This is a genomic window from Streptomyces sp. NBC_01384, assembly GCF_045040035.1.
In the GTDB taxonomy this organism is placed as follows: domain Bacteria; phylum Actinomycetota; class Actinomycetes; order Streptomycetales; family Streptomycetaceae; genus Streptomyces.
Genome location: NZ_CP109559.1, coordinates 1,660,940 through 1,684,282 on the forward strand (window position 1 = coordinate 1,660,940; position 23,343 = coordinate 1,684,282).

Sequence of the window (23,343 nt, forward strand, 5' to 3'; positions counted from 1 at the left end):
TCACGCCTCCTTCGGGTCGACGGGGGCGGAGGGACGGCGAGTACGGCGCAACGGGGGCTTGGCGCCGAGCCGCTTCGGGTCGAGGCCCGACCAGCCGTGGCCGCTCGCGTAGAACTGCCTGCGGGCGAGGATCGTCATCAGCGGCTTGGTGAAGAAGAACACGACGACCACGTCGAGCACCGTGGTCAGACCGAGCGTGAACGCGAAGCCCTGGACCTTGCCGACGGTGACGATGAAGAGCACCGCGGCGGCGAGGAACGACACGAAGTCGGAGACCAGGATGGTGCGCCGGGCGCGCGGCCAGGCACGCTCGACGGCCGGGCGCAGGGAGCGGCCCTCGCGGATCTCGTCCCGGATGCGTTCGAAGAACACGATGAACGAGTCCGCGGTGATACCGATCGCGACGATCGCACCACAGACGGCCGGCAGGTTCAGCGCGAAGCCGATGGCCGGGCCGAGCAGCGCCATGAGGACGTACGTGAGGACGGCGGAGACCAACAGGGAGGCGATGGCGATGACCGACAGACCCCGGTAGTAGACCACCAGGTAGATCACGACCAGGCCGAGGCCGATGGCGCCCGCGATCAGACCGGCGTGCAGCTGCTCGCCGCCGAGCGCGGCGGTCACGGTGGTGACGCTCGACTCCTTGAAGGAGAGCGGCAGCGCGCCGTACTTCAGCATGTTGGCCAGGTCCTGGGCCTCGGTCTGGCTGAAGCTGCCGGAGATCTCCGCGTTGCCGCTGGTCAGCGCCTGGGTGACGTACGGGTCGGAGACGACGTCACCGTCGAGGACGATGGCGAACTGGTTCTGCGGCTGCTGGTTCTTTGCGAGCTTGCCGGTGATGCTGGCGAACTTCTTGGAGCCACTGGACGTGAACTCCATGGTGACCTTCCAGCCCGCGGCGCTCTGGGTGTCGAAGACGGCCGAAGCGCTCTTGATGTCCGTGCCCTCGACCTCGGCGGGGCCGAGGACGTACTTCTGCCACTGGCCCGAGGAGTTCTGGCCGCAGGCCACGGTGGTGTCGGTGCGCTTGGCGCCTTCACCGGCCTTGGCGCGGACCGCCTTGTTCCTGCAGTCGAGCGCGGTGTACTGGGCCTCGAGCTTGGTGGCCGCGGCGCTGGCGCTCGCGCTGCTGGTCGCCGACGGCGAGGCACTGGAGGAGGCCGAAGAACTGGCCGAGGAGCTTGCGGAGCTGCTGGCAGAGCTGCCGGCGGAGCTGCTCGGGGACGGCGTGGAGCCGGCCTTCAGGGCGTCGGTGACCGCGCGGCCCTGGGAGGTGGCGGTGGCCGACGGGCTCGCGGAGCTCGACGAGGTCGCGGAGCTCGACGAGGTCGCCTTGTCGGTGGCCTTCGAGGAGGAGCTGCTGGAAGCGCTCGGCGACGGGCTGGCCGTCGCGGCCGAACCGGAGACCTCGGTGGTCAGAACCGGACGGAAGTAGAGCTTGGCGGTGGTGCCGACCTGCTCCCGGGCCTGCTTGGAGTTCGTGCCCTTGGGGATGTTGACAATGATGTTGTCGGATCCCTGGGTCTGCACCTCGGCCTCTGAGACGCCGAGACCGTTGACACGGCGGTTCATGATGTCGACCGCGGTGTTCATGTTGGTCTTGTTGATCGCGTTCGGCTGGCCCGGATCGTTCTTCGCCGTGAGCGTGATGCTCGTGCCGCCGGCGAGGTCGATGCCGAGACGCGGGGTGGGGTGCCCGGAGACGAACATCCCCCCCGTGAGCGCCGCGATGGCGATCAGGATGAGGGCCAGCGAGCGCCCCGGCCTGCTCTGGGCGCTCGCGCTCCGGCCCTTCTTCGGTGCTGCCACCTTCTCGTACTCCCTCTCGGGCCGCCGTGCGCGGGGTCAGCGCGGGAGCGGCCATGACATGGTGTCGGGATTCCGTGCGAAAACACAGGTCCCGGAGGCACGGGGCGCGAGCGGATCGCGCCGCGTCCCCGGGGCGTGACTACTTCGCGTCGGACTCGCCATCGGTCTTCTTCGGCTCTGCTTCGTCGGCCTCGTCGGCCTTCGCCTCGGCGGGCTCGTCGGACGGCTCGGCCGCCACGTCCTTCTTCCCGAGGTCGAGGGGCTTGTCGTCGGAGGCGTCGGAAGAGGCGTCGGCGGCGGGCTCGTCGGTCTCGGTGAGAGAGGAGGCGTCGTCGGGAACGACCGCCCCGTCGGCTTCCAGGTCGTGCTCGATGCCGTGAACGATGCGGTTGTACTCGTCGTCGGAGAGCACCGCGCCGATCGCGTTCTTCGCAAACAGCAGGTCGACGCCCGGGCCGGCGTCAAGCAGGACCGAGTCCTCGTTGACCTCCTTGACGGTGGCGTACATGCCACCGATCGTGCGCACGCCGGAGCCGGGCTGCATGTCATTGCGCATGGAAGCGGCCTGCTGCTGCTTCTTCTTGGCCGACCGGGTCATCAGGAACATGGCCCCGATGAGCACGATGAACGGGAGGAGGGTCACGAGACTCACGGGTCGGAACTTCCTTCTTCGACCGCGATGGTGAGCGGCCTGCTGGATGGGGGTATGTATGTCGCCGACAAGGGCGGCATCGGCGGAGTCTAAGCGAGTCCGCACTCAGGGAACAACGCTCAGCATGGCACCGGGGTTCCTGACCCCGCGAGTGCCCTCGCCGTCACGCCCCGAACAGGTCCCCTTGTCCGTTTCCCCCGGTCGACTGGCGGGGCGGGGTCAGGCCGAGATGCGCCCAGGCCGCCGGGGTCGCCACCCGGCCGCGCGGTGTACGGGCGAGCAGTCCCTCCCGTACGAGGAAGGGCTCGGCGACTTCCTCCACGGTCTCACGTTCCTCCCCCACCGCGACGGCGAGCGTGGACAGGCCGACCGGGCCGCCGCCGAAGAGCTTGAGCAGGGCTTCCAGGACTCCGCGGTCGAGGCGGTCGAGGCCGCGGCCGTCGACTTCGTACACCTTCAGTGCGGCCGCCGCGATGTCGCGGGTGATGATCCCGTCGGCCTTGACCTGAGCGTAGTCCCGCACCCGGCGCAACAGGCGGTTGGCGATACGGGGCGTGCCGCGGGAACGCCCCGCGATCTCGGCGGCGCCCTCGGAGCCGATCTCGACGTCGAGGAGGCTCGCGGAGCGGTGGATGACGCGCTGCAGCTCGGCGGGCTCGTAGAACTCCATGTGCGCGGTGAAGCCGAAGCGGTCGCGCAGCGGGGGCGGCAGCAGGCCCGCGCGCGTGGTGGCGCCGACCAGAGTGAACGGCGGCAGCTCCAGCGGGATCGCGGTGGCGCCGGGGCCCTTGCCGACGATGACGTCGACGCGGAAGTCCTCCATCGCCATGTAGAGCATCTCCTCGGCGGGCCGGGACATGCGGTGGATCTCGTCGAGGAACAGCACCTCACCCTCCTGGAGCGAGGAGAGGATCGCGGCGAGGTCTCCGGCGTGCTGGATGGCGGGGCCGCTGGTGATGCGGATGGGGGCGCCCATCTCGGCGGCGATGATCATCGAGAGGGTGGTCTTGCCGAGGCCGGGGGCGCCGGAGAGCAGCACGTGGTCGGCGGTGGCGCCGCGCGCGCGGGCGGCGCGCAGGACGAGGTCGAGCTGCTCGCGGACCTTTTCCTGGCCGATGAACTCGTCCAGGTCCTTGGGGCGCAGTGCCGCCTCGACGGCCTGGTCCTCACGGTCGGCGACAGAGCCCACCAGCCGCTCCGCGGCGGGGCCGACGAGCCGCTCGGCGGCGGTCTCGTCGGTCGTGTCGTCCCAGTTCACTGAAGTTCTCCTCGCCGTGGCATGGCGGCTGTGTCATCCGGTCGGGGGTCCCGGGGTGGGCTCCCCGGGAAGACACAGCATGTATGTGTGCCTCGCGGTCTGGTGGTCGGGCGGCCGGTGGTTCAGCGGGCGCGGTTGAGGGTCTGCAGGGCGGCCTTCAGCAGCTGGCCCACCTGGGGTGTGCCCTCGGTGGCCTCGGCCTGCGGGGCGACCGCGGAGACGGCCTCGTCGGCCTCGCGCGCGGCGTACCCGAGGCCGGTCAGCGCGGCGTGCAGCTGGTCGCGCCAGCCGGTGCTGACCGGGGCGCCGATGCCGGTGCCTGTGCCTGTGCCTGTGCCGAGGGGCTCGCCGAGCCGGTCCTTGAGCTCCAGCAGGAGCTTCTGGGCGCCCCTCTTGCCGATGCCGGGTACGGCCGTGAGCGCCTTCTCGTCACCCGTGGCGATCGCGCGGCGCAGGGCGTCGGGCGAGTGCGTGGCGAGCATGGCCTGGGCGAGGCGCGGGCCGACGCCGCTCGCGGTCTGCAGCAGCTCGAAGGTCCCCCGCTCGTCGTCGTCCGCGAAGCCGTAGAGGGTCAGGGAGTCCTCGCGGACGACGAGGGAGGTGGCGAGCTTGGCGGGCTGTCCCATACGGAGCGCGGAGAGCGTATTGGGCGAGCACTGGACGGCGATGCCGATGCCGCCGACCTCGACGACCGCGGAGTCCGGGGCGAGGGCGGCGACCGGGCCGCTGACGAAGGCGATCATGCGGTACGGCCTTTCGAAGCGTGGTGCGATGCGAGTTTCGCTGCCTGCAGGGCGGCGGCCTGTTGGAGCCGGTTCTGCGCGACGGCCTGCTGGAGTCGGGTCTGGGCGGGGGCACGCCAGATGTGGCAGATCGCAAGGGCCAGGGCGTCGGCCGCGTCGGCGGGCTTGGGGGGCGCGTCGAGCCGGAGCAGGCGCGTGACCATCGCGCCGACCTGGGCCTTGTCCGCGCGTCCGCTGCCGGTGACGGCGGCCTTGACCTCGCTCGGGGTGTGCAGGGCGACGGGGAGGCCGCGGCGGGCGGCGCAGAGCGTGGCGACGGCACTGGCCTGGGCCGTGCCCATCACCGTCCGTACGTTGTGCTGGCTGAACACCCGCTCCACGGCGACCACTTCGGGCTCGTACTCGTCGATCCACTGCTCGATGCCCTGCTCGATGGCGACGAGGCGCAGGCCCAACTCGGCGTCCACCGGGGTGCGTACGACCCCGACGCCGCGCATGGTCAGGGGCCGGCCCGCGACTCCTTCGACCACGCCGACTCCGCACCGGGTCAACCCGGGGTCAACACCCAGTACCCGCACCCCAGCACCCCCTTGCGGCTGAACCGCCGCCGCTCTCGCGGAAGTGGCTGATCGCCGTCGTGGCTCCTCAATTGATGGTTGCGGTCCGGTGGACTGCGATCATCATCCGTCTTCGACAGGCTAGCCGCTGCCACTGACAACGACGGCGGGCCGGCAGGACGTGTCCTGCCGGCCCGCCGCGATGAAACCGCTGCCGCTCAGGCGTCGACCTTGGCCATCACGTCGTCGCTCACGTCGAAGTTGGCGAAGACGTTCTGCACGTCGTCGCTGTCCTCGAGGGCGTCGATCAGCTTGAAGATCCTCCGGGCGCCCTCTTCGTCGAGCTCGACCTGCATGGTCGGGACGAAGTTGGCGTCGGCGGAGTCGTAGTCGATCCCGGCGTCCTGGAGGGCCGTGCGGACCGCGACCAGGTCGGTGGCCTCGGAGATGACCTCGTAGGACTCGCCGAGGTCGTTGACCTCCTCGGCGCCCGCGTCGAGCACGGCGCCCAGGACGTCGTCCTCGGTGAGCTCGCCCTTGGGGACGATGACGACGCCCTTGCGGTTGAAGAGGTACGAGACGGAGCCCGGGTCGGCCATGTTGCCGCCGTTGCGCGTCATGGCGACGCGGACGTCCGAGGCGGCGCGGTTGCGGTTGTCGGTGAGGCACTCGATGAGCACCGCGACACCGTTCGGGCCGTAACCCTCGTACATGATCGTCTCGTAGTCGGCGCCACCGGCTTCGAGACCTGCGCCACGCTTGACCGCGGAGTCGATGTTCTTGTTCGGCACCGAGCTCTTCTTGGCCTTCTGAATGGCGTCGAACAGCGTCGGGTTGCCGGACACATCGGCGCCGCCCGTACGGGCCGCGACCTCGATGTTCTTGATCATCTTCGCGAAGAGCTTGCCGCGCTTGGCGTCGATCACGGCCTTCTTGTGCTTCGTCGTAGCCCATTTAGAGTGGCCGGACATCTGCCTGTCTCCTTCGCGTAACCCATCCTGTACGAACTCCCCCAGACTTTAAGAGCCTGGGGGACCCCCAGATCCTACAAGGCCCATGGTGTCCGGTTCTCGCGCACCATGTCGACGAACAGGCCGTGCACGCGGTGGTCGCCGGTCAGTTCCGGGTGGAACGACGTGGCGAGCGCGGTGCCCTGGCGTACGGCGACGATGTGGCCCTCGTGCTCGGCGAGCACTTCGGCCGCGGCACCCACGGATTCGACCCAGGGGGCGCGGATGAAGACGCCCTCTACAGGATCACCCTCGACGCCCTTGACGTCGACCGCCGCTTCGAAGGACTCGTTCTGACGTCCGAAGGCGTTGCGGCGCACGATCATGTCGATGCCGCCGATCGTCTCCTGGCCCGAGCGCGGGTCGAGGATCTTGTCGGCGAGCATGATCATGCCCGCGCAGGTGCCATAGACGGGCATGCCGCCTCGCACGCGCGCGCGGAGGGGTTCCATCATGCCGAAGAGAACGGCCAGCTTGGAGATGGTGGTGGACTCGCCGCCCGGGATGACCAGGCCGTCCACCTCGGCGAGCTCCTCGGGACGCCGCACCGGCCTGGCCACGGCGTCGGCCGCGGCCAGGGCGATGAGGTGCTCCCGTACGTCGCCCTGGAGGGCCAGGACGCCTACGACCGGGGTGTTCATCAGTGGTGTGCCTTACCAGCCGCGGTTGGCGTAGCGCTCGGCCTCGGGGAGGGTGTCGCAGTTGATGCCGACCATGGCCTCGCCCAGGTTGCGGGACGCGTCCGCGATGATCTTCGGGTCGTCGTAGAAGGTGGTCGCCTTCACGATGGCGGCGGCGCGCTTGGCCGGGTCGCCCGACTTGAAGATGCCGGAGCCGACGAAGACGCCCTCGGCGCCGAGCTGGCGCATCAGCGCGGCGTCGGCGGGGGTCGCGACACCACCGGCGGAGAACAGCACGACCGGGAGCTTGCCGAGCTCGGCGACCTCCTTGACCAGCTCGTACGGGGCACGCAGGTCCTTGGCGGCGGCGTACAGCTCGTTGTTGTCGAAGCCGCGCAGCCGGGCGATCTCGTTCTTGATCTGGCGCAGGTGGCGGACCGCCTCGACGACGTTGCCGGTGCCGGCCTCGCCCTTGGAGCGGATCATGGCGGCGCCCTCGGCGATGCGGCGCAGGGCCTCGCCGAGGTTGGTGGCGCCGCAGACGAAGGGGGTCGTGAAGGCCCACTTGTCGGAGTGGTTGACCTCGTCGGCCGGGGTGAGGACCTCGGACTCGTCGATGTAGTCGACGCCGAGGGACTGAAGGACCTGGGCCTCGACGAAGTGCCCGATACGGGACTTGGCCATGACGGGGATGGAGACCGCGTCGATGATCTCCTCGATCATGTTCGGGTCCGACATACGGGCCACGCCGCCGTCCTTGCGGATGTCGGCGGGGACCCGCTCCAGGGCCATGACGGCCACGGCGCCGGCGTCCTCGGCGATCTTCGCCTGCTCGGCGTTGACCACATCCATGATCACGCCGCCCTTGAGCTGCTCGGCCATGCCGCGCTTTACGCGGGCGGTGCCGGTCGCGGCGGTTTCAGCGGGCTGGGCGGAGTTGGAGAGCGTGCTGGACACGGATGACCTCACTCGGTGAAAGAGGGTTTCTGCAGCACCGAGGAAACGGGATGGGACCAGGCCACAGCAAGGGCCAATGGAGACCCGGTGGATCGTTTTCGCCCCGTCGCCCCTACCCGTCCTGTCTGTCGGGCCTCCGCCCCCAGCCCCCTGGTGGGCTGTTCGACTGTGGGCGGGTGGGGGCTGGTCGCGCAGTTCCCCGCGTCCCCGAGGACCCAGCGGGCGCGGCGTCAGGTCGTGGGGCGGTCCGCCAAGGCCGTGGGGGGCTCGTCGTCCATTTCGAAGGCCATGGGGAAGGGTGCATGACCGGCGAGGCGGAACCAGCGGACCTTGCGGTGGCGGCGGAGCGCACGGGCGGCGCGCACCGAGTCGTTGTGGAACCGCCGAGCCATCGGCACCCTCCGCACCGCCTGCGCCAGTTCGCTCGCCGCCGCGTCCCCACCCGGCGCCTCCCGCACCGCCTCCACCTGCTGAGGCTCCCCGAAGACGGCCCGCAACGCCTGGCTCAGCTCGCTCTCGGCCACCTCGCGCTGCTCCTCCTCCGCCTGCCGGGCGGCGTGCGCGGCCTCGTACAACACGATCGAGGCGGCGGGATCGAGCACCCCGGAGGTCGCCAGCTCCTGGGCGACCGAGGCGCGGCGCAACAGCTGCGCGTCGAGCGCGGCGCGCGCGGCGTCGATCCGGGAGTGCAGCCGGTCGAGGCGCCCCGCCGTCCAGCTCAGGTAGAGGCCGATCGCGACGAGGACGACGAGGGTCCAGATGAGGGTTGCGGTCACGGGCGGCAAGGCTACCCGGGCAAGGTCACCGCTCCTTCAGGTCCCACGCGTCCTTCAGGTCCCACGCGCAACGGAATCCTCGCCGAAGGCGTCGCCCATACGGAACGCGCCGCCGGGCAGTGTGACGGCGGCGGTGTCAGGCGCGGGAACGGGACGGTCGCCCGGTCGCATGCCAGGGGGCGAGGCCGGTACGGACGGTTGGAAACCCGAACTGTCCTTTCCGCGCGCGGGTGCGCAGCACGATCCTCCCGAGGCCGTCGTGTCCGCCGTGGCCGGCGTGTCCGGCACGCTCAGTCCCGGGCCAGTCCGAACCGCGCCCGCAGCCCCGTCCGTTCGTCCGCGGCGACCGCCGCCGCGCCGTCCGTCACCGTCTCGTAGACGGACAGGATGTCCGCGCCTACGGTCGACCAGTCGAAGCGCCGTACGTGGGCGCTGCCCCGCGCGCGGAGTTCGGCCCGGCGCTCGGGGTCGCCGAGCAGTCGTAGGGCCGCCGCGGCCAGGTCGTCCGCGTCCTCGTTGGCGAAGAGCTCGCCGGCCGCGCCCTGGTCGAGGACCTGCGCGAAGGCGTCGAGGTCGGAGGCCAGGACCGGCGCCCCCGCCGACATCGCCTCCACCAGGATGATGCCGAAGCTCTCGCCGCCGGTGTTGGGCGCCACGTACAGGTCGACGCTACGCAGGAAGCGGGCCTTGTCCTCGTCGCTGACCATGCCGAGGAACTCGACGCGCGAGCGCATCTCGGCGGGCAGGGACTCGACGGCCTCCTCCTCGTCACCGCGTCCGGCGACCAGGAGCCGGGTCCCCGGGCGCTCGGCGAGGATCTTCGGGAGGGCCTTCATGAGGACGGGCAGGCCCTTGCGGGGCTCGTCGATGCGGCCGATGAAGCCGAGGGTGTCGCCCGCCCGTCTCCCACCACCACCCTCAACCGAGCTTCGCGCCCCTTCTGATTGCCACTCGGGCTTGGGCTTGGCGCGGGCGAAGAAGTCGACGTCGACGCCGTTCGGGATGACGACCGCGTCGCCGCCCAGGTGCTCGACCAGGGTGCGGCGCGCGTACTCGCTCACCGCGATCCGCGCGCTGATCTTCTCCAGGGCCGCCTGGAGGATCGAGTACGCGGCGACCATCGCCCGGGAGCGCGGGTTGGAGGTGTGGAAGGTGGCGACGATGGGGCCCTGTGCCGCCCAGCACGCGAGCAGGCCCAGGGACGGCGAGGCCGGCTCGTGGATGTGGATCACGTCGAAGGTGCCGTCGTGCAACCAGCGCCGCACCCGTGCCGCCGACAGGAAGCCGAAGTTCAGACGCGCCACGGAGCCGTTGTACGGCACCGGGACCGCGCGGCCAGCCGAGACGACGTACGGCGGCAGCGGTGTCTCGTCGTCCGCGGGGGCGAGGACCGAGACCTCGTGTCCCAGGCGGATGAGGTGTTCGGCCAGGTCGCGGATGTGGAACTGGACGCCGCCCGGAACGTCCCAGGAGTACGGACAGACGATGCCGATCCTCACGGAGTCCTCTTCTCGGAATCCTTCTCGGTGTTGTCAGGATCCTTCCCGGGATCGAGGTCCTTGAGCCACAAGCGCTGCAGCATGTGCCAGTCCTCCGGATGTTCGGCGATACCCGTGGCGAAGGCGTCGGCCAGCGCCTGTGTCATGGCAGACGTCTTCTCGGCCCGGGTACCTGTCTCGGGAACCTCGACGGGGGGATGCACACGGCCCTGCATCACGGGTGAGTCGTCGTACCAGAGCGTCACCGGCAGGAGGATGGCTCCCGTCTGCTGGGCCAGCAGGGCCGGGCCGGCGGGCATCCGGGTCGTCTCGCCGAAGAACTCCACCTCGACGCCCGAGGCCGACAGATCGCGCTCGGCGACCAGGCAGATCAGTCCGCCGTCGCGCAGCCGCCGGGCCAGCGTCCCGAACGCGGTACCGCCGCTGTGCGGCAGGACCTCCATGCCGAGGCCCTCGCGATAGGCGACGAAACGGTCGTACAGCGATTCCGGCCTGAGGCGCTCGGCGACCGTCGTGAACGGCGTCTCCAGTTTGGTGGTGACCCAGGCTCCCGCGAGGTCCCAGTTCCCCATGTGCGGAAGGGCCAGGATCACGCCCTTGTCGGAGGCGAGTCCGTCCGTCAGGTGGTGCACGTCCTTGGGCTCGAAGCCTGTCCTCATGCGCTCCTTGCTCCAGGCGGGGAGGCGGAAGGACTCCATCCAGTAGCGCAGATACGAGCGCATGCCCGCTCTGGAGAGCTCGGCGAGCCGCTCCGGGGTCGCGTCGGGCAGCACGCGCGCGTAGTTGCTCTCCAGGCGCTGTACGCCCTTGCCGCGCCTCTTCCAGGCGAGGTCCGCGACGGTGCGGCCGAGGCGCACGGCGACCGGCTCGGGGAGCTTCTTGACGGTGCTCCAGCCGGCCGCGTAGGCCCCGTCCACCAGCCTCTCCTGGAAGCTGGTCACGACGTGGCCCCGCTGTTCTGGGCCGCGGCCGCCGCCGCGTCCGCCTCCGCGGACTCCCGGCGCACCGTGACGACGCGCTGGATGAGCGTGACGAGGCTGCCGACGGCGACGATCCACAGCGCGACGGGCAGCAGCCACTGGATGCCCGGCACCCCGAACGTGTGCAGCCCCGCGAGGCCGGCCGCGACCAGGGAGATCACCAGGCGCTCGGCCCTCTCGACCAGGCCGTTGACGGCGACCGGCAGGCCGATCGACTCGCCGCGGGCTTTGGTGTACGAGACCACCTGGCCGCTGGCCAGGCAGAAGATCGAGACGGCGCACAGCGCGTTGTTGTCGCCGCCGCCCGCGTACCAGAGCGCGAAGCCGCCGAAGATCGCGCCGTCGGCGACCCGGTCGAGCGTGGAGTCCAGGAAGGCTCCCCAGCGGCTGGAGCGGCCGAGCTGGCGCGCCATGTTGCCGTCGACCAGGTCGGAGAAGACGAAGAGCGTGATGACGATCGTGCCCCAGAAGAACTCCCCCCGGGGGTAGAAGACCAGCGCGCCCGCCATGACTCCGGCCGTGCCCAGGAGGGTGACCGTGTCGGGGCTTACCCCCCGACGGATGAGAAACGCGGCGAACGGTGTGAGGACACGCGTGAAGAATGCACGCGCGTACTTGTTCAGCATGGCCTTCCCGAGGGTCGGTGTCGCCGCGCGGCCCCTGCTGGCCACCGGCTGGCCCATCGTAGCCACGCGCGCGCATGTGCGACGGTCGGGCACCCGCACCCCGGTGTCACGGACGGATGCCATCGATGTCACGGCGGGATCGCGTCCGCCGTATGGACGCACCGTGACACGAGTGCAAAGCTCGAATACACCGCGGGCGTCATCGGAGCCGCACCGCTGGGGGCGTCCCCTCTGGGGGAGGATCCGCCACGCCCGCGCCCACAGTGACCTCACCGTGCACGGGAGGCAAGGCCATGGGCGACAAGGCGAACGCACACCCCGGAGCCGCCGGCAGGGCTACAGCGGCCGACCACCCCGCGTCCGTACGGAATGTGGTGTTGGTCGGCCACAGCGGATCCGGCAAGACGACATTGGTGGAAGCCCTCGCGCTGACCGCGGGGGCAGTGAATCGGGCGGGCCGGGTGGAGGACGGCACCGCCGTCTCCGACTACGACGAGATCGAGCACCGGCAGCAGCGCTCGGTGCAGCTCTCCCTGGTACCCGTCGACTGGGACGGATACAAGATCAATATCCTCGACACCCCCGGATACGCCGACTTCGTCGGGGAACTCAGGGCCGGTCTGCGGGCAGCGGACGCGGCCCTTTTCGTCGTCTCGGCCTCGGACGGGGTGGACGGCTCGACCCGGATGGTGTGGGAGGAGTGCGCGGCGGTCGGCATGCCGCGCGCCATCGTGATCACCCACCTCGAATCGGCGCGCGCCGACTTCGACGAGATGACCCGGAACTGCGCCGAGGCATTCGGCGCGGACGACCCCGACGCCGTACTGCCGTTGTATCTGCCGCTGCACGGCGCGGAGGGGCCCGACGGGCACGCGCCCGTGACCGGCCTGATAGGCCTGCTGTCGCAACGGTTGTTCGACTACTCCTCCGGGGAGCGCAAGGAGGCCGAGCCCGGGCCCGAACAGCTGCCGCTGATCGAGGAGGCGCGCAACCGGCTGATCGAGGGGATCATCGCCGAGAGCGAGGACGAGACCCTCATGGACCGCTATCTCGGCGGCGAGCAGATCGACTTCAGGACACTCGTGCAGGACCTGGAACGGGCCGTGGCGCGCGGGGTCTTCTTCCCCGTGCTGGCGGCCGCGCCCGCCGCCGAGGGGGCCCGCCAGGGCCTCGGTACGGTCGAGCTCCTCGAACTCGTCACGGGCGGCTTCCCCACCCCGCTGGAACGCGCGGCGCCCACGGTGACGACGCCGGAGGGGCAGGAACGCGAGGTCAAGACCTGCGACCCGAACGGGCCGCTCGTCGCGGAGGTCGTGAAGACGGCCAGCGACCCCTATGTGGGCCGGGTCTCGCTCGTACGGGTCTTCTCGGGCACCCTGCGCCCCGACGAGACGGTGCACGTCTCCGGGCACGGGCTGACCGACCGGGGCCACGAGGACCACGACGTCGACGAGCGCGTCGGCGCCCTGTCCACCCCGTTCGGCAAGCAGCAACGCGCCCTGACGCACTGCATCGCGGGCGACCTTGCGTGCGTCGCGAAACTCAACCGGGCCGAGACCGGCGACACGCTCTCGGCCAAGGAGGACCCGCTCCTCATGGAGCCCTGGCAGATGCCCGACCCGCTGCTGCCGCTCGCCATCCAGGCGCACAGCAAGCCTGACGAGGACAAGCTCTCGCAGGGTTTGGGGCGGCTGGTCGCCGAGGACCCCACCATGCGCCTGGAACAGAACCAGAACACCCACCAGGTCGTCCTGTGGTGCCTGGGCGAGGCCCACGCGGACGTCGCCCTGGAGCGGCTGCGCAACCGGTACGGCGTCCAGGTCGACGTGGTCCCGCACAAGGTCTCCCTACGGGAGACGTTCGCGGACAGGGCCGCCGGGCGCGGTCGGCATGTGAAGCAGTCGGGCGGGCACGGCCAGTACGCGATCTGCGAGATCGAGGTCGAGCCCCTCCCGAACGGCTCGGGCATCGAGTTCGTGGACAAGGTCGTCGGTGGCGCCGTGCCCCGGCAGTTCATCCCGTCCGTCGAGAAGGGTGTGCGCGCCCAGGCCGCCAAGGGCGTGGTCGCGGGCCATCCGCTGATCGACGTACGGATCACCCTGCTCGACGGCAAGGCGCACTCGGTGGACTCCTCCGACGCCGCGTTCCAGACCGCGGGCGCGCTCGCCCTGCGCGAGGCGGCCACCGACGCCAGGATCCATCTCCTGGAGCCGGTGGCCGAGGTGACGGTGCTGGTCGGCGACGAGTACGTGGGCGCCGTGATGAGCGACCTGTCGGGGCGGCGCGGCCGGGTCGTCGGCACCGAGCAGGCGGGCGGCGGGCGCACGCTCGTACGGGCCGAGGTCCCTGAGATCGAGATCGGGCGGTACGCCGTCGATCTGCGCTCCCTCTCACACGGCACCGCGCGCTTCGACCGCCGCTATGCGCGGCACGAGCCGATGCCGCAGCAGATCGCCGAAAAAATTCGCGAACAGGCCCAGGACGCCTGACAGTTCGGCTCCCTTCACCCTCGGCGGGCGGCTTCGGCCGTCCGCCGACGAATGTCGGTCACGGCCGATACTCTGGGAACTGATCAAGACGATGACCTGATCAACAGGTGTGCGGGGCAGGGAAGTCGGGAAGGCCGCAGGAGCGACACCGGCGGCGATGGGGGCGGGTATGACGGTTCCAACCGGTTTCGAGGACATCTTCGGGCCACAGGTGCCACGGTCGGGCACAGACGAGTTGGCGACGTACGCCCTGGCCTCGGCGGCCTACCGGGACGACGAGGTCGGAAAGATCCTGGAGGCCAACAACGAGTGGCACGAGTCGACCGTCAAGCCGAGCCGCAAGTGGGCGACGATCTTCCGGCCCAACCTCGGTGAGGCCTTCTCCCAGGCAGTGGTGTCCCGCATGCTGGGCGTCGGCCGCAACCCGGTCATCCAGTCGTTCGGCATCGAGCCGCAGGCGGTGGTCGAACACTGCCTGGCGGCGAACCGCCTCCGCAAGGAGCGCGACAACCGGCTCGCGGCCGTGATGGTGGTGTGCGGCCTGTTCTTCCTGCCGGGGCTTCTCCTCTGGCTGCTGGTCTTCCAGCTGCGGACCACCATCGCCAAGCGCGAGGGCAAGCGTGCCCCCGCCCTCGCCACCACCCTGCTGGTCGCGGTGGGCGCCGTCGCCGTGATCGCCCTGATCCGTCTGCCCATCACCGGTCCCCTCGCCTGGTACGTGCGCGGCGCGCTCGTCGCCCCCGTCGTCGGCTGGCTGCTGGCGAAGCAGATCTGCGAGCGCACGGCGAAGGATCTGCGCACCCGCTGGAACAGTCTTCTCTCCGGCAGCACCGTGGGCGCCAGGGTCCCCGAATCCGTTCCCAGCAGTCCCGGCGACACCCGGGCCGAGCGGCTGCGCCAGGCGTTCGGCGAGCTGAGGGACGAACAGCGGTCGAACGCGGTCTTCTACGCCGGTCCCAAGGGCATCCTCGGTATGGGCACGCGCTGGGGACACTGGCACCTCGCCGAGGAACTGGTTCCGCTGCCCTCGGAACAGACGCAGAAGGTGGGCTCGCTGAGCGCGGAGCTGGCGAAGCACCTGGTTCCGCCCCCGGAGATCGCCAGGTTCCAGAGCTTCGACGTCGTGAGCGCCATTGAGCGAGCCCTGGAGAAACTCAACACGAGCCCGCTGACCACGGGTGGTTTCCCCAAGCCCGAGATACGCCACTGGGTCGTCACACATGTGCCGGTGGGCACCAAGGAGGTCGCCCGCCCCGGTGGCAGCACGGCCCACCAGGTCAACCTGCAGCAGATGCGGGACATCTGCAACAAGCAGCAGTACGACAGCGGTGAACGGCACTACCTCGGTGTCCAATGGACGCTCTGGGACGGCCAGTTGGTGATCAGCATGCTCGTCACCGTGACCGTGCTGCACAAGACCCTGCGCATCGAGCTCACCGGCCATGCCCTGGGACCGGTGAACGGCCTTTTCATGGGCAAGCCGGCGGCCAAGGAGAAGGAAGTCGCCAAGACGGTCAAGTTCTGGGAGACCCGCAAGGTGAAGCTCCCGCTCGTGGACAACGACGAGGTGGTCCGTCTCGCGGCCCGCGCCCCGCTCACCTGGTATCCGCCGCTCCTCAACTGGCTCGGCGGCTCGCTGGTGCTTCCCGAGCCCTTCGGGCTGCGCCATGCCTGGGCCGACCAGCCCTGGAAGAACCGCTTCATGGCCGATGACGTGTTGCGCAGCGCGACCCCCGTGCTCCGCGTGGTGCACGAGGCCGTCATCGAGTTCCTGAAGGGTCACAACGTGAACACCGAGAAATTCGACGGCCGCACGTCCGTCCTCAGCGGCGCGGTCCAGGACCCGACGCCGAAGAAGGACGACGTCTACGACGCGTGAGCCCCCGGCGGACGGGCGGCGAAAGGCCGTCCGTCCGCGTCCGTCCGGTGCGGGTCGTCTCGGGCCGGTCGCGCCCACGGGGCGGAGCCGCATGATGTCACAGCCTCGCGCCCCTGAAGGGGCGCTCCCAGCCCGGCTACCGCGTCGGCCAGGCCTCCGCCAGCATTTTGCGGGTGTCGGCCAGGAGCTGGGGGAGCACCTTGGTGTGGCCCACGACCGGCATGAAGTTGGTGTCGCCGCCCCAGCGGGGGACGATGTGCTGGTGGAGGTGGGCGGCGATGCCCGCACCCGCCACGGTGCCCTGGTTCATACCGATGTTGAAGCCGTGCGCGCCCGAGGCGGTGCGCAGCGCGGTCATCGCCTGCTTGGTCAGCTCGCCGAGCTCCGCGGTCTCCGGGTCGGTCAGGTCGGTGTAGTCCGCGACGTGGCGGTAGGGCACGACCATGAGGTGGCCGCCGTTGTACGGGTACAGGTTGAGCACCGCGTACACCTGCTCACCGCGCTTGACGATGAGCCCGTCCTCGTCCGACTTCGCGGGGATCGAGCAGAAGGGACAGCCGTCGTCGGCCCCCGGGCCGGTGGGCTTGTTCTCGCCCTGGATGTAAGCCATCCGGTGGGGCGTCCACAAGCGCTGGAACGCGTCCTGCGTTCCCACTCCGATCTGCTGCTCCGGCTCACTCGTCATGTGGTGCAGCATATTGCTTCGCCCATTCGCGGCGTGTCGGCGGGTGCCGTACAAAAGGGCGTGCGGTCAAGCTGGGGCGATGAATGACGACAGCCCCCAGGCCCGCTGGGAGCGGCGCAGCGAGGTCCCGCTCGGCATGGCGTCATTGCTGTTTCTCTTCTTCTACGCGGTCCTTGTTCTGGCCCGCGACCTGCCCGAGAGCTGGCGGAACGCCTGCCTGGCGGCGCTGTTCGCCACCTGGGCGCTGTTCGCCGTCGACTACGCCGTGCGCTGGCGGCTGAGCGGGCAGCGCCTGCGTTTCGTACGGACGCACTGGTTGGACTCGGTGGTGCTCGCGCTTCCCCTGCTGCGCCCGCTGCGGATCGTCAAGGTCTACGAAGCGGTGCAGCGCCGACATGGACAGCCCCGGTTCAGCCTGCACGCGCGCGTGATCACGTACGCCACCCTGTCGGTGACGCTCCTCGGCTTTGCCGGCGCTCTCGCCGTCTATCAGCAGGAGCGCACCGCCCCGGACGCCACGATCCACACCTTTGGGGACTCGGTGTGGTGGGCCTGCTCCACGCTGTCGACGGTGGGCTACGGCGATGTCACTCCGGTGACGCCGTGGGGGCGGGTGATCGCCACGGGTCTCATGGCCTGCGGGCTGGCCTTGCTCGGTGCGGTGACCGGCTCGTTCTCGTCCTGGCTGCTGCAGGTGTTCTCGCGAGAGGACAAGACCGACGAGGACAGGGAGAAGCCCCCGGGGAATACCCCGGGGGCCTGAACCCCACATCGGCGGGGACCACGTCACACCTGGATGCGCTGCTCCACCACGTCTACGAGCTTCGCCAGCGCTTCGTCACGCGGAATGCCGTTCTCCTGTGAACCGTCGCGGTAGCGGAACGACACCGTATCGGCGTTCATGTCGTCGTCGCCGACGATGATCATGAACGGGATCTTCTGCTTCTGCGCCGTCCTGATCTTCTTCTGCATACGGTCGGAGGAGGCGTCGACCTCGACCCGCAGGCCCTTCTTCTTCGCCTCGGTGGCGAACTTCTGCAGGTACTCCACGTGCGCGTCGCCGATCGGGATGCCGATCGCCTGCACGGGCGCCAGCCAGGCCGGGAACGCGCCCGCGTAGTGCTCGAGGAGCACCGCGAAGAATCGCTCGATGGAACCGAACAGCGCACGGTGGATCATCACCGGACGCTGCTTGGAGCCGTCGGGCCCGGTGTACTCCAGGTCGAAGCGCTCCGGCAGGTTGAAGTCGAGCTGCACGGTCGACATCTGCCAGGTGCGGCCGATGGCGTCCTTGGCCTGGACGGAGATCTTCGGGCCGTAGAACGCGGCACCGCCCGGGTCCGGGACCAGCGGGAGGCCCTGCTTCTCGGCCACCTGCCGCAGCGTCTCGGTGGCCTCCTCCCAGGTCTCGTCCGAGCCGACGAACTTGGTTTCGTCCTTGGTGGAGAGCTCCAGGTAGAAGTCGGTCAGGCCGTAGTCGCGCAGCAGGTTCAGGACGAAGGTGAGCGTCTTGTCGAGCTCCTCCGCCATCTGTTCCTTGGTGCAGTAGATGTGCGCGTCGTCCTGCGTGAAGCCACGGGCACGGGTCAGGCCGTGCACGACGCCCGACTTCTCGTACCGGTACACGGTCCCGAACTCGAAGAGGCGCAGCGGCAGTTCACGGTACGAGCGGCCGCGCGCATCGAAGATCAGGTTGTGCATCGGGCAGTTCATGGGCTTGAGGTAGTAGTCAACGCCCTCGTCGAGCTGCATGGGCGGGTACATGCCGTCGGCGTACCAGTCCAGGTGGCCCGAGGTCTCGAAGAGCTTCCCCTTCGTCGCGTGCGGGGTGTAGACGAACTCGTAGCCCTCTTCCTCGTGCCGGCGCCGCGAGTAGTCCTCCATGACCCGGCGGATGATGCCGCCCTTGGGGTGGAAGACGGCGAGGCCGGAGCCGATCTGGTCCGGGATGGAGAACAGGTCGAGCTCGTTGCCCAGTTTGCGGTGGTCGCGCTTCTCCGCCTCGACGAGGAAGTCGAGGTGCGCCTTCAGCTCGTCCTTGGAGGGCCAGGCGGTGCCGTAGATGCGCTGGAGCATGGGGTTCTTCTCGCTGCCGCGCCAGTACGCCGCGGCGTTGCGCATCAGCTTGAACGCCGGGATGTTCCGGGTGGTGGGCAGGTGGGGACCGCGGCAGAGGTCCTTCCAGCACAGCTCGCCGGTCTTGGCGTCGAGGTTGTCGTAGATCGTCAGCTCGCCGCCGCCGACCTCGACGTCCGCGCCGTCGTCCGAGGAGGCGGAGCCCTTGATGCCGATCAGCTCCAGCTTGTACGGTTCCGCGGCGAGCTCCTCGCGGGCCGCCTCGTCGGTCACCACACGGCGGGAGAAGCGCTGACCGCGCTTCTGGATCTCCTGCATCTTCTTCTCGACGGCCTTGAGATCCTCGGGCGTGAACGGCTTCTCGACGTCGAAGTCGTAGTAGAAGCCGTCCTTGACCGGCGGGCCGATGCCCAGCTTGGCCTCGGGGAAGAGCTCCTGCACGGCCTGGGCCATGACGTGCGCGGTGGAGTGGCGCAGGATGTTGAGGCCGTCCTCGGAGGAGATCTCCACGCCTTCGACGGTCTCGCCGTCCTTGACCTGGTACGCGAGGTCCTTCAGCTCGCCGCCCACGCGGGCCGCGACGATGGTGCGCTCGCCGGCGAAGAGGTCGGCGGCCGTAGTGCCCGTCGTCACCGCGCGCTCTTCCCGCTCGGAATCGCGTTGGATGATCACACGGACGTCTGACACCGGACTCTCCTGTCTGAAGGGGACGCGCGCATCGTCTCTTGCACGCGTAATACAAAGGCGATCGTACCGAGCCCGGGGTCCCCTCCGCGAAACGGTTTGCGCCGAGGCTCCCTGGACGCTCCCCGACCCCCCTCAGTCCCCGCTGCACGCCTCCTCGAAGAAGTCCAGGTTCTCCTGGAGCGACTTCATCAGCCGGTCCCGCTCGGCCTCGTCCACCTGCACCGGTACGACCCCGGAGGCGTCCGTGAGCCGACGGAAGCCGCCGCGGCTCTCCAGCCGCCCGTGCACCCGCACCGGCAGTCCGACCAGATGGGCATGGCCCGCTATCCGGTACGCCTCCTCGTCGAGGGTCATCCGGACGTGCGCGACCTCCGCTCCCGCGATCACCCGCAGTCGTACGGTGCCCTCGCCGCGCGGCTCCGACCTGCGCATCCGCACCACGGCGCCGGTGAGGCGCACCGGCACGGACGGCTCCTCGCGCAGATAGCGGGCCCCGGCCCGGCGCAGGACAGGCAGGTCGCCGGGCGAGAACTCGACGGCTTCGTCGGGGGCCGCGCAGCCCTCGGGAACCCCTGCGGCGGGCGCCCACTCGACGGCGATGCGGGCACCCTCGGTGCCGCGGACGAGGGCGGCGACGGCTTCGGTGAGTTCGTGGCTGACGCCCGCCTCGACGGCCGCGTCGAAGGCGTCCATGCCGCCGGTGGCCCGCTGGTAGTCGATGGCCTCGCGGGTGGCGTACAGCGCCTGGTGCAGACGTACGGAGAGCGACCGGCCGGTGTCGACGGGCACGAAGACGGTGAGTCGGCGTCCGCCGGGGTCGGCGCCGACGAGGACGTTCTCCAGGGACGCGGCGGCGGGCCTGCGGTGGCGGGCGCCGTAGTAGCCCGCACGCGCGCGCGTGGCGAGCGCGGCCGCGAGCAGCATCTGCCGGGCGGCCGAGCGAAGCCGCTCCTCGACGCTCCAGGGCGTGGCGCCGACGGGTCCGGCCGGGACGTCCCGCCACCAGCGGATCTCGTCGCTGGGCACGGCGAGCGCGACCAGGATGTCGTGTGCGGACGGCGAGCCGCTGCGGGAGAGCGCGACGAGCGCCTCGCCGAGCAGGTCGTCGCTGTCGGGGAAGGCCCGGTTCTCCGGCACGAGCAGGCTCGTGCCGCCGCCACCGGGCCCGGGTGGGGTCCACCGGCCGTACCGTCCGGCCGCGCCGCCGCGGCGCTGCCAGCCGTGCCGGTGCAGCAGCGCGCTGAGGACGGCGGGGTCGACCTGGCCGGGCTCGGGCGGCTCGGTCCAGTGGGACTCGACGGGGTGCGGCCTGACCGGCCGTAGGGGTTCGCCGATGGGGTCGATGGGGCGGTGCGTCACGGTTTCCCTCCCGTCCCGACCCGCGTCATGATCTCGCAGAGCGCCCGGTCGTCGAAGATGCGCGCGGTCGGTATTCGCACGGTGGTCCGGCGCCGGCCGGTGATCGCGTGGCCGGCGAGGTTGATCCAGTAGCAGCAGTGCCGCAGGTCGAGGCGGTCGTGGCTGGCGCGCAGCCAGTCGTCCTGGGACCTGGGCACGAGCATCACGACCAGGATCTTGTGCACCGACACCGGGGTGCGGGCGAGCTTCGCCAGGTGCTCGTTGTCGAGCGTGAAGGAGAAGGCGGGCCCGGGCGGGTTCGGCGGGATCTGGTACGTGCACTTGAGCTGCACCTTGATGGTGACTTCGTCGTCGACCGTGTGCCCGGGGGCGCTGTGGCTGACGTGCCAGTCGATGCCGTTGTCGGGGAATGGCTGGGACAGCGAACAGCCCGCGGCCGCCGCCACGGCGTGCAGATAGCCCACCTGGAGCGTCTCCATGCAGGCGGTCGTGGCGAGTGTGCCGCGATGGGGTGCCGTCCGCTGGGGCAGCAGCCCGCCCCGCTCGGGCTGCGCGAGCGCCATGAGTCCAACAGCCTTTCAAGCCAGGTGAATCCCCGTATCGGGCCGCTGAACTGCAAAGACCCGTACCAGTGTTGTCTCCTTCCGGCGTACGGCGCAAACAGCCCGGGTATCACCAAACAGGCAGAAGGCGGTGCGTCAGCTGCCGTGGGTGAACGAGGAGTTGTGTACGTATGACGTGCTGGTACGAAGGCCCCTTGGCCGCGTTCGACACCGAGACCACGGGCGTGGACGTCGAGACCGACAGGATCGTGTCGGCCGCCGTCGTCGTCCAGGACGCCGCGGGTTCCCGGCCCCGGGTGACTCGCTGGCTGGTGAACCCGGGAGTGCCGGTGCCCGCGGGGGCGACGGCGGTGCACGGGCTGACGGAGGAACATCTGCAGCGCAACGGCCGCTGGCCGTCGCCGGTGATGGAGGAGATAGCCAAGGTGCTGGGCGAACAGGCCGCGGCGGGCCGCCCGCTCGTCGTGATGAACGCGCCGTTCGATCTGACGCTCCTGGACCGGGAGTTGCGCCGTCATCGCGCGTCCTGTCTCGACCGGTGGTTCGAGTCCGCGCCGCTGCGGGTGCTCGATCCGCGGGTCCTCGACAAACACCTGGACCGCTACCGCAAGGGCCGCCGCACCCTCACCGACCTCTGTGCACACTATGAGGTGGCGCTGGAGGGCGCGCACGACGCGGCGGCGGACGCGCTGGCCTCGATGGATGTCGTACGAGCGGTGGGACGCCGGTTCGCGGCCCGTCTGGAGCGACTCTCCCCCGCCGAGCTGCACACCCTGCAGGCGGTGTGGCACGCGGCACAGGCGCGGGGTCTGCAGGCGTGGTTCGCGCGCAGCGGTTCGCCGGAGGCGGTGGATCCGGCGTGGCCGCTGCGGCCGGAGCTGTCGGCGGCGGCGTGAGCTCGCGCGGGACAACGAAAAACCGGTCCGCTTGCGGCGGACCGGCTTTCTCCGGGTGGGCGATACTGGGTTCGAACCAGTGACCTCTTCGGTGTGAACGAAGCGCTCTCCCACTGAGCTAATCGCCCGGGAACGCACTGAACAATACAGGTCCCGGCGGGTGTCGTTCAAACCGCTTCCAGGTACGCCGTCAGTCACCCGTCAGGTGGGCCGCCAGTCCGCGCTGTCCCGCGCGCATCATCAGGGCGTGGTTGGCGCGGAAGGCCGGCCGTCCCGGCACCGCGAGCCGCCGCAGCAGGGGCTTGCTCACGTCCACCTCCTGGTCGTACTGGGCGCGGGTGCCGAGCCCGTCGGCGGTGAGCGTCCAGCGCGCCCAGCCGTCGATGTCACCCGTCATCGCGATCTCCAGGACCCCGGCCGCCGGGTCGCGGCGCGCCTCCCGTGCCGTGAACACCAGGTCGTACGGGAGGAGCGAGCGGATGCGCATCGTGCCGCTGCGGTCGTCGATCCGGGTCACCTCGCGGACCTGGGGCCACCAGCGCGGGTAGTCCTCGGCCTGTTCGAGGACGAGGTAGACGTCGGCGGGCGGCGCGGGCAGGGCCCACACACTGCGGAAGCGGTAATGGCTCCAGTCCATGGACGGAGTGTGCCCAATCGGACATCCGAGTACGTCCTGAGTACGCGCACTCATGCCGAGAAACATGACCGGTACCACACTCCCGAGGTATGACCCGCCTTCCGCCCCCGGCCGAGGAGTTGCGGCTCCTCGACACCGAGCCGCGGCAACTCGACGCACGCCGCGCCCCGTGCGGAGTGATCGCCGCGGGCACCGCCGTGCGTGAGGACCGGCGCTCCGTCGGATACACGGCCGCCGCCCGTACGGAACGGGGCTGTCCGTCACGCTCGTGGCGAGTCTTCCGACGGCGTGGGTCGACCCGGACCGGTCTCGTCCCCTGCTGCTGGGCGCCGCGGCGCTCGCGGTCACCCTCGTGGGCGCCCGGCACCGGTTGCGTGCCCCGCTCGTCCTCGGGTGCGGCGTGCTCGCGCCGGACGCGCTGCACGAACTCGCCCCGTACCTCGTGCAGATGGCGGGCGCGCTGCCCCGTTGGGTGCCTCCCGCACTCGCCGGTCTGGCGCTGCTCGCACTGGGTGCGACGTACGAGCAGCGGATCCGGGACGCGCGGCGGGTGCGGGAGGTGCTGGGGAGAATGCGCTGACG

General features: G+C 70.2%; 21 protein-coding genes, 1 tRNA gene and 1 pseudogene. 5 read left to right on the plus strand and 18 right to left on the minus strand.

Features of this window, described 5'->3' with window-relative positions; genetic code table 11:
* The 12 genes from secD to pgsA all read right to left on the minus strand — a co-directional run bounded on the left by secD (position 1) and on the right by pgsA (position 11,547).
* Positions 1–1,812 (minus strand): protein translocase subunit SecD, encoded by a 1,812-nt coding sequence (gene secD, locus OG747_RS07340; protein WP_405878478.1) that lies wholly within the window; start codon positions 1,810–1,812, stop codon positions 1–3.
* A gap of 139 nt (positions 1,813–1,951) precedes the next feature.
* A complete protein-coding gene (gene yajC, locus OG747_RS07345; RefSeq protein WP_405878479.1) occupies positions 1,952–2,464 on the minus strand; it encodes a preprotein translocase subunit YajC in 513 nt (170 codons plus the stop codon).
* 163 nt (positions 2,465–2,627) lie between these two features.
* Entirely contained in the window at positions 2,628–3,722 is a 1,095-nt protein-coding gene (gene ruvB, locus OG747_RS07350) for a Holliday junction branch migration DNA helicase RuvB (protein WP_405878480.1), read from the minus strand.
* 122 nt (positions 3,723–3,844) lie between these two features.
* Positions 3,845–4,465: a Holliday junction branch migration protein RuvA gene (ruvA, locus tag OG747_RS07355; RefSeq protein ID WP_405878481.1), complete on the minus strand. Its 621-nt coding sequence runs from the start codon at positions 4,463–4,465 to the stop codon at positions 3,845–3,847.
* Entirely contained in the window at positions 4,462–5,043 is a 582-nt protein-coding gene (ruvC, locus tag OG747_RS07360) for a crossover junction endodeoxyribonuclease RuvC (RefSeq protein WP_405878482.1), read from the minus strand. The genes ruvA and ruvC overlap by 4 nt, the downstream gene beginning before the upstream one ends.
* Before the next feature lie 197 nt (positions 5,044–5,240).
* On the minus strand, positions 5,241–5,993 hold the full coding sequence (locus OG747_RS07365) for a YebC/PmpR family DNA-binding transcriptional regulator (RefSeq protein WP_405878483.1): 753 nt from the start codon (positions 5,991–5,993) through the stop codon (positions 5,241–5,243).
* A 74-nt stretch (positions 5,994–6,067) separates the two neighbouring features.
* Positions 6,068–6,673: a pyridoxal 5'-phosphate synthase glutaminase subunit PdxT gene (gene pdxT, locus OG747_RS07370; RefSeq protein WP_405878484.1), complete on the minus strand. Its 606-nt coding sequence runs from the start codon at positions 6,671–6,673 to the stop codon at positions 6,068–6,070.
* Positions 6,674–6,685: 12 nt separating this feature from the next.
* Positions 6,686–7,609: a pyridoxal 5'-phosphate synthase lyase subunit PdxS gene (gene pdxS / locus OG747_RS07375; RefSeq protein ID WP_405878485.1), complete on the minus strand. Its 924-nt coding sequence runs from the start codon at positions 7,607–7,609 to the stop codon at positions 6,686–6,688.
* Between the two features lie 230 nt (positions 7,610–7,839).
* Positions 7,840–8,385, minus strand: a complete 546-nt coding sequence (locus OG747_RS07380; protein ID WP_405878486.1) for a hypothetical protein — start codon at positions 8,383–8,385, stop codon at positions 7,840–7,842.
* A 290-nt stretch (positions 8,386–8,675) separates the two neighbouring features.
* Entirely contained in the window at positions 8,676–9,884 is a 1,209-nt protein-coding gene (locus OG747_RS07385; RefSeq protein ID WP_405878487.1) for a glycosyltransferase family 4 protein, read from the minus strand.
* The gene (locus tag OG747_RS07390; protein ID WP_405878488.1) at positions 9,881–10,825 is read right to left on the minus strand and encodes a phosphatidylinositol mannoside acyltransferase; all 945 of its coding nucleotides are present in this window, start codon (positions 10,823–10,825) and stop codon (positions 9,881–9,883) included. The genes OG747_RS07385 and OG747_RS07390 overlap by 4 nt, the downstream gene beginning before the upstream one ends.
* Complete coding sequence (gene pgsA / locus OG747_RS07395) at positions 10,822–11,547, minus strand: phosphatidylinositol phosphate synthase (RefSeq protein WP_405885467.1); 726 nt, start codon at positions 11,545–11,547, stop codon at positions 10,822–10,824. The genes OG747_RS07390 and pgsA overlap by 4 nt, the downstream gene beginning before the upstream one ends.
* 236 nt (positions 11,548–11,783) lie before the next feature.
* Here pgsA and OG747_RS07400 point away from each other — a divergent pair, with 236 nt between their 5' ends.
* Both OG747_RS07400 and OG747_RS07405 read left to right on the plus strand, forming a co-directional pair.
* The gene (locus OG747_RS07400) at positions 11,784–13,979 is read left to right on the plus strand and encodes an elongation factor G-like protein EF-G2 (protein ID WP_405878489.1); all 2,196 of its coding nucleotides are present in this window, start codon (positions 11,784–11,786) and stop codon (positions 13,977–13,979) included.
* Between the two features lie 169 nt (positions 13,980–14,148).
* Entirely contained in the window at positions 14,149–15,858 is a 1,710-nt protein-coding gene (locus OG747_RS07405) for a hypothetical protein (protein WP_405878490.1), read from the plus strand.
* A gap of 136 nt (positions 15,859–15,994) precedes the next feature.
* Here the strand turns inward: OG747_RS07405 and OG747_RS07410 are convergent, their stop codons facing one another.
* Entirely contained in the window at positions 15,995–16,555 is a 561-nt protein-coding gene (locus OG747_RS07410; RefSeq protein ID WP_405878491.1) for an HIT family protein, read from the minus strand.
* A 67-nt stretch (positions 16,556–16,622) separates the two neighbouring features.
* On the opposite strand from OG747_RS07410, the gene OG747_RS07415 reads away from it, so the two are divergent.
* Positions 16,623–17,306 carry a potassium channel family protein gene (locus tag OG747_RS07415; RefSeq protein ID WP_405878492.1) on the plus strand — a complete coding sequence of 228 codons (684 nt, stop codon included), beginning with the start codon at positions 16,623–16,625 and terminating at the stop codon, positions 17,304–17,306.
* 23 nt (positions 17,307–17,329) lie between these two features.
* On the opposite strand, the gene thrS is transcribed toward OG747_RS07415, so the two are convergent.
* The 3 genes from thrS to OG747_RS07430 all read right to left on the minus strand — a co-directional run bounded on the left by thrS (position 17,330) and on the right by OG747_RS07430 (position 21,228).
* Positions 17,330–19,306 carry a threonine--tRNA ligase gene (gene thrS / locus OG747_RS07420; RefSeq protein WP_405878493.1) on the minus strand — a complete coding sequence of 659 codons (1,977 nt, stop codon included), beginning with the start codon at positions 19,304–19,306 and terminating at the stop codon, positions 17,330–17,332.
* Positions 19,307–19,438: 132 nt separating this feature from the next.
* Positions 19,439–20,665: a hypothetical protein gene (locus tag OG747_RS07425; RefSeq protein WP_405878494.1), complete on the minus strand. Its 1,227-nt coding sequence runs from the start codon at positions 20,663–20,665 to the stop codon at positions 19,439–19,441.
* Positions 20,662–21,228 carry a DUF4365 domain-containing protein gene (locus OG747_RS07430; RefSeq protein ID WP_405878495.1) on the minus strand — a complete coding sequence of 189 codons (567 nt, stop codon included), beginning with the start codon at positions 21,226–21,228 and terminating at the stop codon, positions 20,662–20,664. The genes OG747_RS07425 and OG747_RS07430 overlap by 4 nt, the downstream gene beginning before the upstream one ends.
* 170 nt (positions 21,229–21,398) lie before the next feature.
* Here OG747_RS07430 and OG747_RS07435 point away from each other — a divergent pair, with 170 nt between their 5' ends.
* Positions 21,399–22,124 carry a 3'-5' exonuclease gene (locus tag OG747_RS07435; protein ID WP_405878496.1) on the plus strand — a complete coding sequence of 242 codons (726 nt, stop codon included), beginning with the start codon at positions 21,399–21,401 and terminating at the stop codon, positions 22,122–22,124.
* 56 nt (positions 22,125–22,180) lie between these two features.
* Here OG747_RS07435 and OG747_RS07440 read toward each other — a convergent pair.
* Positions 22,181–22,252: transfer RNA gene (locus tag OG747_RS07440), tRNA-Val, on the minus strand.
* A 62-nt stretch (positions 22,253–22,314) separates the two neighbouring features.
* Positions 22,315–22,761 carry an SRPBCC family protein gene (locus OG747_RS07445; RefSeq protein ID WP_405878497.1) on the minus strand — a complete coding sequence of 149 codons (447 nt, stop codon included), beginning with the start codon at positions 22,759–22,761 and terminating at the stop codon, positions 22,315–22,317.
* A 134-nt stretch (positions 22,762–22,895) separates the two neighbouring features.
* Between OG747_RS07445 and OG747_RS07450 the strand changes: the two are divergent.
* A pseudogene (locus tag OG747_RS07450) lies at positions 22,896–23,341 on the plus strand (SCO7613 C-terminal domain-containing membrane protein); the annotation flags it as partial.
* Positions 23,342–23,343 lie beyond the last annotated feature (2 nt).